Below are 13,171 nucleotides of genomic sequence, written 5' to 3'. Positions count from 1 at the left end.
CCTGTCCTGGTTTTAAGGTATTCATAATGTGTTCTAAATCAACTTTGATGTACTGAGACTGTTTTTTTACTGTCCCATTTCGAAAGTATTCGGGAAACTCATTTTTGATATATACCATATTATTTAGTTTAAGCCGCGATATATAATACACGCCTCGTTGGTCCATTTGATCTAAATCATCCAGTGAATAATAGCCTAAATCTCGAATACATAGATCGCCAGGCCGTAATGTCGCTAAACATTCTGTTCCAAAGGTCTTATCATTATTTTTCCCCGGTTCAACTTGAAAATTTAAAAACTGTCCGCTATGTAAATCATATTCTAGTTGAATCTTTATACCCGCTGTTTGTGCACAACCACCTGACCCAGGATACACGCTAGCTAAATGTTTTGGTACTTGAAAAATCGTTGCATCTAAAATACGAATCCGTTGAAAATAGGTGATTGAAGAGCTTGGAATCACTGATGTTTCACAAATTTTATTTTTTAATAATGTGGAGAAAATATGTTTTAAAAAGCAAACCGCTTTCTTATTGAAACGTTTATGTAGTCCTTCTGGACTCATAAGGGTTCCTGTAACAGCATGAAGTTGACTACATAGCTGCACTAAAGAATCACTCGCTACTCGTTGACTTATCCAGACACAGATAGTAGCTAAATCATGACCTGAAAATTTACGCTTTCGTTGTACAAAAGTTAGTTCTCTAGCAAGCTTTTCTAAAAATGAAGGAGTAAGATGTTGATGTAATTCTTCAGCGAATAATTGTAGTTCACCTTGAATCGAAAGATTCATAAAAAACGCCATCCTTTCTGTATATTTCTACAAAAAGAATAGCGTTTTTGAGGTCAAATTAATATGAAATTATATTGGTTTAATAATATCCTATAAATAAATTCTCTTGTAGAGTTTAATTTTTGGGAACCGTATTATAATTTATAAGGATTATTTTTTATTAAATTTTCCAATTCGTTTTCGAGGGAAAGCTTAAGACTTTTCTTTTTCTTTTCAATAGATGTGACCTTATGAAGAGTTAACAAAGATAACATAGAGAATAATTTATAATATATCTCTGTAGATCCGTTCTTATTGTTTGAAATAATTTGATCCATAGTATAGAATCTCCTTTTTTAATACAGTCCTGTTTCTAATTTCAATACTTGGTTATTATTTTACCAATTTTTATTGAAAGCGTCTACATTACTAACTATTAATTCTTGATAATTTACATTCTAATTCTATATTTACTTTTGACAGTACAATTTTTTTCATTTTGGGGATACTTCAAAATGTTAAGTTGATGGGCATGGGGCCACTATATCAAAAAAAGAAAATTGTACGTTTAGACACAATTTGGACATGATTTAACCGGTTACCTGTACGTTAAGGAAGCGGTTTTTATTTTTACATTTGGGAGAGATGTGCATTACCATAGAGAAGATTATTTTAAAGTTTTAAAAGAAGGTTTTAATAGATATCCCATTTTTATATAAATCTTATACATCATAGAAGATTACATTTTTTTCACTTAAAATTACATAAGAGTGCAAAAACACTTGCTTTTATTATATGTACAAATTACATTATAGATATATTTTCTTAATTTTCAGAATAAAAGGGGGAGAAAAAGTGAAAAAGAAAAAAGGGAAAAGGCGATGGTTTAGATACTTCATACAATTAATGATATTTACATTGATTGTAACCTCTATACCACTGAATGGGCTGGCGGAAACGGCCCCATCGTTTACACCATCTCCAAATTCAGAGAAAAGTCCAGAAATGGAAAAGAAAGAAGAGAAAGAGTTACCAGATCCACATCCAGATCAATTAAAGAAAGATAAGGCTAAAGCACAGGCGAGTCCGACTGAGATTGTAGAAGAACGAACCGAAACAGCAAAGGTTTTTGATAATAATGATGGTACTTATACGAAAAAGATGTATATAGAACCGATTCATACAGAGAAAGATGGAAAGCTAGAAGCGGTTTTGCCGAAATTAGTAGAAGCACCAAATGGAAAAATTGTGACGGAAAACACAAAGTTAGAACCAGAGTTCGAGAAAACAGCGCAAGACGGAAAATACGTTCAATTTAAAGTGAAAAATCATACTATTCAGTACAAATTAATGAGTGCAAATGGTGAAAAAGGTGAAGTGAAGCCGTCACCAGTCACTGCAACACATGAAAATAATACAGTATGGTATAAAGGGATCTTCCCAAATATTGATTTAAAGAGTACGACATTTAATGAAAATGTAAAAGAAGATTTTGTATTACGTGAATATACAGGACATTATATTTTTACTTTTGCATTACAGACAGATTTAAAACCAAATATAAAAGAAGATGGTTCAATCGACTTCCAAGATGAGAAAAAAGAAAACGTCTTAACGTTACCGAAACCTTATATGAATGATTCAAATGTGAACCAGAAATCAGGGGAGGCTGTAACGTCAGATGCGGTTCGTTACAATATTGAGAAGACAGATGAAAAAACATATACGTTAACTGTTACTGCGGATCCAAAGTGGTTACAAGCACCGGATCGTAAATATCCAGTGTATATAGATCCTTCGATTCAATTGAAGGATTTTAACAATGCCTATGCTTCTAGTGCATACCCAACTGTTAATTATTCAGGAGGAAAGCTTTGGGATGCTGGTCAAAATGCATATACGTTAAAAGTAGGCTATTATGATGGAACATCTGGGACAAACTTTGCATTTGTTAAACCGGATGTTTCAAATTTAAAAGGTGCAATGATTGAAAGTGCAACCTTCAATGCTTATGCAGTATGGCATTATTATGGAAATCAGCCAAATGGTGTTTGGTTAGATGAAGTCACAGGTGGATGGAATGAAGGAAGCTTAAATTGGAATAACAAGCCAGGTTCTAACAATATTGCACACGCTGATGTAGGGCGTGGAAAATGGGCACAGTTCAATGTAATGAATACAGTGAAAGCCTGGGTAGAGGGTGCGAGACCAAACAACGGTTTTAAACTACATACAAACGGAAATGGTCAGGATCACTGGAAGAAGTTTATTGCAGCTGAAAACGGAGAAAATGCACCGCACTTAGAAGTGAAATATTCATATACGAAACCGAATATACCAAGAGTACAAGCTTACTCAAATGGGAGCGGGAGTGGTTCAGGTCATTTTAACGTACAATGGGATCCAGTTCCTGGAGTAACAGAGTATAAAGTCGCTATTTTTAACGGATATGACTATGAATATATTTCTGTTGGGAATGTGACAAACTGGACAACGAAAGATAAAAAAATATTCCCAACGTCAGAAGAGATTGCACAAGGACGTTACTGGTTACATGATGATGGACAAGGGACAGAAGCACCTACTAACCCAGGACAAATGTATAAAAATGCTTATCAAGCAGGAGGTCCATACGGAGATTATAGTGGAAGAAGTAGCTACTGGATTCGTATTGTAGCAGAGTATCCATTTGGTGATAGTCCTCTTTCAGATGGAGTAGTTCCATTTATTCCGTTAGAACAAGTGAAAAAGCCAGACGGATCGGCCTATATCAATGCAACAGATCAAACAACTGGATATGTCACATTAAAGTGGGATGCAGTTCCAGCGGCTGCAGGCTATAAAGTTTGGGTTTATAACGGAAAAGATTATGAAGCATTCGATGTAGGAAATAAAACAAATTGGACAACGCAAAATGAAAACATTTGGCTAACGAGAGATGAAATTGCGAAAGGCCAATATTTACTTCATCATGATAAAAAAGGTGCAGAATTAGCAGTTGATCCATCACCTGTGTACAAGAATTCTGGTGGAATCTATGCAGGTTCGAAAAACTACTGGTTCCGTGTAACTGCATATAGTAAAGCTGGACATGCTGAAAGTGAAATTTCGCATGAGTTTGTACCTAGATTCTCCCAAGATTTTGGATTTATAGGGATGTTTGATTACTGGGCATCAGTTCCGGTGCTAAATGGTAAAGTAAACGCCACAAATGGTAACTTTATCATGAGTGAGAAAGATATTACATTATCAGGGCGCGGGCCGGATGTATCAGTAGAAAGAACGTATAATAGCCAAAGTAAAAAGGTAGGCTTATTTGGTACAGGTTGGTCTAGTGGATTAGAAGGAAGAATTTTGGCTGAAGCAAATGGAAACTTACTATTAATTTCTACAGATGGAGCGAATATTACCTTTACTAGAACGGGAGATAATACATATCAAGCTCCTACTGGTATTTATTTAGAAATTAAGCAAGTGTCAGGCGGATATGAAATAAAAGATAAAGACCAAACGGTTACTTTCTATAAATCTGGAGATGCGCAAGGGCGTATTGAGTACACAAAAGATAAATATGGAAATACGACGACATATGAGTATGACAGCCAATCCCGGTTATCAAAAGTAAAGAATGCTTCTAGCAAAGAGCTATTAGTACAATATGATGAAAATAATAAAAAAGTAGCAAGAGTAATCGGCCCAGATAATAAGACGATTACATTTAATTATGATGGGGATTTACTCGTTTCTTCTACAACGCCAGAAGGGAAAGTATATAAATACGGATATGATAATGGTTTATTAACATCTATTTATGACCCGCAACATACAGATGCAAAGCCATATAAAACATCGTATGCATACGAGAATAATAGATTAGTAAAAGTGACTGATCCGTTAGGAAAAGCAACAACATTAGCATATAATACGGATGCGAAAGAAGTTACGTTAACGAATCCGCAAGGACGTAAGACTGTTTATACGTATAACGATGCTGGAAATCCGGTGAAAACAGTTGTAGATTCGGGGCGTTTAAATTTAACGACGACGTATGAATATAATGCAAATAATTTAGTAAAGACAACGACACCAAAAAATCAAACGGAGTCCTTTACGTACGATAATAACGGAAATGTAACATCCGCTACGGATGAAATGGGAACGGATAAGTTTGAATACAATAAAAATAATGGTGTTGTAAGTGCGACAGATAATGAAGATCGTAAAACAACAGTTGCCTATAAGGAAACAAATACAGAAGTTTCTGTAACAGATCAAGCAACTCATTCCTCCTCTGTCATATTCCATGATCAATATGGAAATCCGAAAGAAACAAGTAAGAACATTGGTACAGGGGAAAACTTCATTCAAAATCCAAGTTTTGAGCTGGATACAGTAGAAAAATGGACACAAACGGGAACAAATAACCAAGGGAGTTTCGCAAAAGATACTGTTCCAGCACCTGGGGGTCTGGGCGGAGCATCTTCATTAAAAATCACTACAAAAGCAAGTAATAATGATTGGGGCTATATTGCCGCAACCCAAGATGTTACGTTAGAACCGAATACCACGTACACATTAAGCGGTATGATCAAAACAGCTTTATCACAAGGGACGGGTGCTTTCTTTAATATTCAATTATTAAAAGAAGATGGCTCAGCTATTGAAGGTGGTTGGAATGATAATCGCTACAATAAAGTACAAGGTGAAAAGGATTGGATAAATCGTCAAGTTACCTTTAAAACAACAGATCAAACGAGAAAAGTAAGAATTTACGTACAAGTAGAAAACGGCGGAGCTTCTACAAGTGGTACAGCTTGGTTTGATAAATTGCAGCTTGAAAAAGGAGAAACATCTTCTAGTTTTAATCCTATTACGAACAGTAGCCTAGAGAATATGATGGAAAATGGTTGTATGCCAGGATGGATTAGAGGAGATGGTACGAGTTGTAGTACGAAGGAAACAGCTCATGAAGGATTTGCAGGATATTCCTCGCTTGTATTAGAACGTAGCCAATATGGTGGTTCAAATGTAGGATATGGTCATCATATAAATTTAAATCAGAAAAAGGCAGAACCAATCACGTTAACAGGAATGTCTAAATCTGAAAATGTAGAAAATGACGCCACTGATAAACTTTCAAGAGACTACTCTGTTTGGGCGGATGTGTATTATCAAGACGGTAGTGGAGAGAATTACCAAGCGAAATTCCCAAGTGGAACGAATGATTGGAATCGTAGCGCAGTACTGATTCCAGCGGAAAAACCGATTAAGTACATTCAAGTATATCTTCTATTTAGAAACAATAATAAAGGAAAAGTATGGTTTGATGATATTCGTTTACTAGAAGGTAATGTACTCGTTAAGAATGAGTACGATAAGGATAGTAATGTAACAGCAACGTATGATGAAGAAGGAAATAAAAATACATTCACATACGACGCTTCTGGAAATAAGACAAGTGAAACAGATGAAAAAGGAAACACAAAGTCATTCCAGTACAATAAAGATAACCAGCTAACAAAGGTTACACTGAAAAATGGAACTTCAGTTGGATATAGCTACGATCATAATGGAAATACAACTGAAAAGTCGGTTATGTTTGACGGGAAAACACAAACGCACAAATATGAATATGACGTAGATAATAAAAATACAGTATTTATTGACGCGTTAAATCGACGTATTGAACATGAATACGATGAGAATGCAAACAAAACGAAAACAAAAATGCCGAATGGATCACTTCTGGAATATGTCTATGATTCAGCAGATCGTATTGTCGGTGAAAAACGAAATGGAAAAGATTCCTTTACATTTGAACGTGATGCAAATGGTCAAGAAACGAAAATAAAAGACCATGTGAATGGCGTTGAAAAAAGTAAAACATACGACAATGCAGATCGTATTACGAGTATGACAGATAGCCGAGGTGGAAAAGTCGACTGGGCGTATCATGATAAAGCAAACAGTAAGACAGAAAAGTTAAAAGAACAAACGATTACACATGGTGGATATAGTAGTAAGATTGCGTATGAGTACAACACTGGTGATCAAAACACGAAAGTAATAGACGGCGCATCGACTTACCGATTTGATTACGATGAGCAAGGTCATGTGCGCACATATGCTGCCCCAAACAGAGCAGGTTCAACATTTAATTACGATCAAATAGGTAAACTAAAAGATTTAGTTATTGGAACGCCGAACCAACTGATCCTCTCTGAACGATATGAGTATGATAAAACAGGTAACCGTACAAAAATTACACATGAAGGTACAGGTGGAAAAGTAACAGAAACAAATTACGTATATGACCCAATTAATCAGTTACTGAAAGAATCTTTACCAAATGGAATGGTAAAAGACTACACGTATGATGGATTTGGAAACCGCACAAGTGTAAAAGTAACGGAGAATGGAAAAGAAACGAAATCTATTATCGCAACATTTAATGAAGGAAATCAGCTTGTTAAGTTCGGAAACGAATCTCTTTCTTATGATGCAAATGGAAACCGTACATCTGATAACAAATTCACATACACATGGAATGAAGCAGACCAACTTGTCGCTTTAACGAAAAAAGGGGAAAGTAAAGCTTTCGCAACATATAAATATGACAACAACAACCGTCGTATCGAAAAGAACGTAGATGGACAAGTAACACGTTATTTCTACGACGGGGACAGCATCAATCCGTTATATGAAACAGATGAAAGTGGAAATGTCCTTCGTCAATATGTATATTCAATAGACGGTGTCCGTCTATCGATGAAATCACAAGGACAAACATTATACTATCACTATAGTCCACGCGGTGACGTAGTAGCGATGACAGACTCAAACGGACAAGTCGTAGCAAATTATGAATACGATGCATGGGGGAATGTCTTAAAGAGTGACACAAAAGGTATTGCAGCGGACAATCCATTTGGATATGCAGGATACATGTATGATAAAGAAATTGGCATGTATTACTTAATGGCTCGTTACTATAACCCAGACCATGGTGTATTCTTATCAGTGGATCCAGATCCTGGCGATGGTGATGATCCAATTACGCAGAATGGATATGCGTATGCGGATAATAATCCAGTAATGATGACAGACCCGGATGGGCATTGGGCAATGGCTTTAGGAGTATATTTCATACCAGGAATTGGGCAGGCTGCATTGTTAGCAACATTAGTTGTAGGCGGAGCTTATGGAGCTTGGTATCTAGGGAAAAAACTAAGTGTAATGCAAGCACGTAGTAGGGCATCTGGACCAGACCCAAAGGCAAAAGGTAGTCCTCATACTAGGTATAAAACTAAAAATGGAAAAGTAACCGATTATGTAACTTATGGAAATGGAGGGGTGGTGAGGAAACAATTCCGCGGAGAGGGGAAGCCACATGGTAAAGTCTCTAGGCCAAATGTTAAAAGTGAAAATCAATATAATAGAGATCCTATAACTAAGAAGAAACATCCAAAACAAGTAGTAAGAAAACCATATAAAAAAGAATATCCAAAAGGGTATAGATAAGATAGATAGTTATAATTAGTCAATAGAGAGTAGGACTTAGTGAAAGGAGGTATGTAAATGAAGTATTATAATGCTGGATTTTTAATAATTTCATATGAAAATGACCTTATTAATAAAAATTGTATTATTGAAGGGCTTCCAGAAACTATTTTAACAATAAGTAATGAAGTACGTCCTACATTCCCAGATTATTGGTTTTTTCCTTGGTGTAATACAGATGAAAATGATTCTAGTTCTAATATAATAAAATCAAGATTAAAGATTAGTAGAGACGAACATGAAAAAGCACAATCTTTTTTAAATACATTAATACAAGAAAAAAAGTTTTCATGGCCAAATGTCTTCAAATCTTTAGAAGATGCAAGATTTTTTCAACAAAACTATTTAAAGGGTATAGAAAATTTAGAAATTATCAGTTTAAATCTTTCAGACGAGTATAGGACAGATTTTCTATTAAATGAATTGGAAGGAAATAATTTTGAGGTTTCTATATACGATTTTTTGGAAGGTTCATTACCTGTTAGTGTCAAGAACCATAAAATATTAGGTTTTGATATATGCGGTTACGATAACAACTCTTTTTATTCATTTATTCTCAATAGATTACATGAAGATTTTGATAGATTTGATAAAAAATTGAATGCTTTATCTCTTATAGAGAACTACGATGATGCGAAAGAAATCATTCATTTAATCGATGAAAAAAAAATTGAGGCAGAAGAGGTATTATGGTATCCATGGTTAATTTTGAAGTGTAAATAAAAGATGATCAGCGTTAGCAAGTGTAATTAAAATGACTCTCTTATAGAAGCTATCCTATTCTAACGAAGATATACACTAAGCAAATTTGAAATAAAATGAGCTGAATTTCCTATTTTAAGGAATATCCAGCTCATTTTATTTAGGGTGTAATTTTTTCTCTTCATAGATCACGGTGTATTCTTATCAGTTGACCCAGATTCAGGTGATGAGGATGATCCAGTCACACAAAATGGATATAGGGTGTTTTTTTGGAGGGATGGGCAAAAAACACCCCATATAGGAGGATAGAAGATACATGGATAAAGAATATGAAAAACTAATAGTTAGGAATTTTTTTCAAAAAAAAGTCCAGGATAGAATTATTTTTGAACTAGCTTCATCCAAAAAAAGAATGAAAGCATTAGGTCGTCTGGCGCATGATTATGATAATATCTTAAATTCTATGTATTTTGAAGCTATCCCTAAAGATATAGTATACGCGGAAGGAATATCAACCCAATTGAAAAACTATGGAGCAAATGATTCTTGTTACGTAATGTCCCTTATTAGTGAAATTGATGGAAAGTTTATGAAATTAGAAAGTGCAATAGAAGAAGTTATATGGCGCGGTTTACCTTGTTTAATTTCATGCATACCAAATAAATTATTATATTTTCAAGCTGAGCAGGTGAGTGGCCCACCTGAAAGATATATTCTACGTAAAAATTAAAGAAACCAGAAAGTATACCTATATAAAAAGATATACAAAGCGGAAGAATTAGTGACAGCATCAATTCATTAATGGAAGTGGAAATGTCCTTCGTCAATATTTATACTTAATAGCCGGTTCCTTAACGTAAAGGGAACCGGCTTGAATGTGTCCAAACGTAATTTTATTTTTTTGATATAGTGCCCCCATGCCCATAAACTTTTACCAAGTGTTAACGCTCCATAAGGTAGTATTGAATGTTAAAAAACAGTATTTGAATTGGATGAAGAAAATGAGAGAAAGTAACATTAGAGTTAGCCAAGAATTTGGTGAGGGTAGATTTCCTTTTCTTCTCCAAAAATATGAAGAGGGAAGTTTAGAAACAAGTGTTATCGCAATTCAATTTAATACATTTAATTTTCATGAACTTACTATTTTATGGGAATATCGAAAATTTGGATATCTAGAAGGTATTCTTTATGCTATAGAAGGTAAACGAAAATATTTAAATAAAAATGAATTAGCGCTTTATATTAGTCAAGGATACAAATGGACTGAAAAACTCAATCCATCAATAGCTATAAACTTTTCGCTTGCGAAGAAAGGTATATTTTATTCATCATACGAAGATTTCAAATAAAGTTTTATTTGGAAAGTTGTATATTTGAGTGAATTTAATACAATTTGAATTTTGTAGAAAGTAATGAATAATCTTATTATTGAACGATGGTGTTAAAACCTTTAAATTACTATATTATCTTTTAATAAGTTTATTATTTGCTAACAATCCTAGTCTGTCTTTCTATTATTTTATAAACTATATATAAGTGTAATGTGAAAAATATACATAGATAATGTGTTATAATAAAATCAATCCAACATTAAAAAAGAAAATTGCAAAAGGATACACCTACGCAGAACCATAGCGTAGGTGTGTCCTTTTTTTGTTTAAGGAGGAAAAAGTTATGGGGAAAACGTTATTTATTGCGGAAAAACCGAAAGTGGCCAATGAAATTATGAAATCACCACGATTCCGTCACTCACAAAAGTACATTGGGAGCAAACATTATTATGGTTATTATGAAAATGAGCATTATATAGTTAGTTGGTGCCGTGGGCATCTGCTGGAACTCAAAAATCCGGAAGAGATGGATCAAAAGTATAAAGTGTTTAAGTTCGAGCATTTACCTTTAATTTATCAGCCAGCTTATAAAGTGAAGCAAGAGAATGCTGAACAATTACAAATCCTTGTTAAACTGCTGCAACGCCATGATGTTGACCATGCGGTAAACATATGTGACGCGGACCGCGAAGGAGAGTTAATCTATAGGGAAGTGTACGAATATGCAGGAGTGAATAAAAAGCAATCTCGTGTATATAAATCCTCTTATGAAGCAGCAGAACTAGAGGCAGCGCTTAATCGATTAGAAAGCGCATCAAAATACGATGGACTGGCGTATTCTGCTAAAGCAAGACAGTACTTGGACTATCTATTAGGTATGAACATAACGAGGGGATGTACAACGAAATTAGCGCAGAATAAATTCCTGCTATCCTCTGGACGTGTACAGATGTGTTTATTACATGAGATACGACAACGTGAGGTAGCGATTGAAAACTATAGAGAGCAGTCTTATTATCATCTGCAACTAGTAACAGATCTAGGAATCACTCCGGTTATGAAAACAGAAGACCAGATATTAAATCCATCGCCATTAAGAAGTTTGGGAGAAAACTTGAAAGGTCAATATCTTGTGGTAGAAGAATTTAAAGAAGGAACTCGAAACAAGAATCCTAAATTATTATATAACTTAACGGATTTATATAAAGATGCTCACGCCCATCTGCAGATTAATGCAGAAAATGCAAAAAAACACATTCAGAACTTGTATGAGGAAGGATTTATTACCTATCCACGCTCTTCTTCTAGGCATTTACCTACAGAACAAGTAGAGCGTGTGAAAGGTGTTATGCACTCATTAGCAACGAGTCACTATTCGTCATTGGTACAATTAGTAGATATTGAGGAAATTAATACAAAACATAAAACATTTGATGATGAGCTTGTATCAAGCCATTTCGCTATTATTCCGACGACAAAACAATATAAGGGAGGAGAGCGTCCTGATATTGAAAAACAGCTCTATGATCTTGTAGTAAAACGCTTTGTGGGTAATTTCATGCGTTCTGCAGTGTATCTAGTAAGAGACGTATCGCTTATTGACTCGATGGGTAATATCTATCAAACAAAAGAAAGTGTACTTAGGGAAAAAGGATTTCTAGAAGTATTTCAAGAGGAAAAAGAAGAAGAAAGTGTGGAAGCATTTAAAATTCCTATTCTGCAGAAAGGACATGAACTTCAAATCTGCGATTTTGAGTTACTTGAATCCAAAACAAAGAAACCCGCGCTACACACAGAAAGCTCAATTCTGACTTTCATGGAAACAGCTGGACGCAAAATTGATGACGAACATTTAAAAGAACTGATGAAAGGAAAGCGAATTGGAACCGTTGCAACCGAAGCGACTTTCATCCCAGCTTTATATGAGAAGAACTATATAGCCATTGAAAAAGGGAAAATTACTACAACTCCAATTGGTCGTGCTTTTATTGAACAATTCCCTGTCCAACAAGTCAAAGATCCACTATACACAGCTGAAATGGAAGCGATGATATATCGTATTGAAAAGAATGAAATGAGTTATGAAGACTTCATTGTACATACAAATGCGTTTGTACAAAAAATAACGCAAGAGATTATAAAAATTCCTGATACCATTTCGTACAATCTAATAGAGACCTGGAAGCAACAAATAGAGGTTTGCCAATGTCCTTGTAGAAATGGAATTATTTTAGATAGGGGGAAATTTTTCGGCTGCAGCAATCACCCGAACTGTAATATTGGCTTACCAAAAAAAATAAAAGAAAAAGCGATCCCTGCAGCACAAGTCAAAAAACTGTTTGAAGATAATAAAACAGATGTTATCAAAGGGTTTAAATCAAAAGGGAAAGAGTTTTCTGCTTATCTATCATTCATAAACGGTGAAATTCGTTTTAGTTTACCTACAGTTGAAGAATTATCACTAGGTCAGTGCCCAAAGTGCCAAAAGGGACAAATTCTAAACCGTAAAACATTTTTCGGGTGCTCAGACCATAAAAACGGATGTAATTTTATGTTGCCAGCTAAAATTAAAGGTAAGAAATTATCGGATAGTCAGATTAAGAAGCTAGTGAATAGTAATGTAACAGACTTCATTAATGGTTTTAATGGGGAAAAGGAGAATTCACAGCTGCCATTCGATTAAAGTCAGACCTTAGTATTTGTTTTGAATTTCCGACTGCAGAGGATCGTACGGTAGGTAAATGTCCATTATGCCAGGGGAGAGTTATTATAGGGAAAACAAACTATCTATGCGAACAATACAAAA

The 13,171-nt window shown here is 34.8% G+C and carries 6 protein-coding genes and 1 pseudogene; 5 read left to right on the top strand and 2 right to left on the bottom strand.

Going from position 1 to position 13,171, the window contains the following annotated elements:
• Both MR155_RS29740 and MR155_RS29735 read right to left on the bottom strand, forming a co-directional pair.
• Positions 1-793: IS4 family transposase (locus MR155_RS29740; RefSeq protein WP_242311939.1), on the bottom strand; the 793-nt coding region annotated here is incomplete at its 3' end.
• A 134-nt stretch (positions 794-927) separates the two neighbouring features.
• On the bottom strand, positions 928-1,110 hold the full coding sequence (locus MR155_RS29735) for a hypothetical protein (RefSeq protein ID WP_242311937.1): 183 nt from the start codon (positions 1,108-1,110) through the stop codon (positions 928-930).
• A gap of 568 nt (positions 1,111-1,678) precedes the next feature.
• On the opposite strand from MR155_RS29735, the gene MR155_RS29730 reads away from it, so the two are divergent.
• The 5 genes and pseudogenes from MR155_RS29730 to MR155_RS29710 form a co-directional block, all read left to right on the top strand.
• Positions 1,679-8,293, top strand: coding sequence for a DNRLRE domain-containing protein (locus MR155_RS29730; protein ID WP_242311941.1), 6,615 nt, complete (start codon positions 1,679-1,681; stop codon positions 8,291-8,293).
• Between the two features lie 57 nt (positions 8,294-8,350).
• Positions 8,351-9,055 carry a hypothetical protein gene (locus MR155_RS29725; RefSeq protein ID WP_242311935.1) on the top strand — a complete coding sequence of 235 codons (705 nt, stop codon included), beginning with the start codon at positions 8,351-8,353 and terminating at the stop codon, positions 9,053-9,055.
• A gap of 295 nt (positions 9,056-9,350) precedes the next feature.
• Positions 9,351-9,764 (top strand): hypothetical protein, encoded by a 414-nt coding sequence (locus MR155_RS29720; protein ID WP_242311933.1) that lies wholly within the window; start codon positions 9,351-9,353, stop codon positions 9,762-9,764.
• A gap of 262 nt (positions 9,765-10,026) precedes the next feature.
• Complete coding sequence (locus tag MR155_RS29715; protein ID WP_242311931.1) at positions 10,027-10,383, top strand: hypothetical protein; 357 nt, start codon at positions 10,027-10,029, stop codon at positions 10,381-10,383.
• Between the two features lie 325 nt (positions 10,384-10,708).
• Positions 10,709-13,171: pseudogene (locus tag MR155_RS29710) on the top strand (type IA DNA topoisomerase); the annotation flags it as partial.

This window comes from Bacillus cereus group sp. BfR-BA-01331, assembly GCF_022663915.1.
Taxonomy (GTDB): Bacteria; Bacillota; Bacilli; order Bacillales; family Bacillaceae_G; genus Bacillus_A; species Bacillus_A mycoides.
The sequence above is the reverse complement of the archived record's forward strand: the minus strand, read 5'-3'. Positions and strand labels throughout refer to the sequence as shown.

Bases quoted from the DNA above. Each gene is read 5' to 3' on its own strand.
- MR155_RS29735 (WP_242311937.1), bottom strand. From the start codon at position 1,110: ATGGATCAAATTATTTCAAACAATAAGAACGGATCTACAGAGATATAT.
- MR155_RS29730 (WP_242311941.1), top strand. From the start codon at position 1,679: ATGATATTTACATTGATTGTAACCTCTATACCACTGAATGGGCTGGCG.
- MR155_RS29720 (WP_242311933.1), top strand. From the start codon at position 9,351: ATGGATAAAGAATATGAAAAACTAATAGTTAGGAATTTTTTTCAAAAA.
- MR155_RS29725 (WP_242311935.1), top strand. From the start codon at position 8,351: ATGAAGTATTATAATGCTGGATTTTTAATAATTTCATATGAAAATGAC.
- MR155_RS29715 (WP_242311931.1), top strand. From the start codon at position 10,027: ATGAAGAAAATGAGAGAAAGTAACATTAGAGTTAGCCAAGAATTTGGT.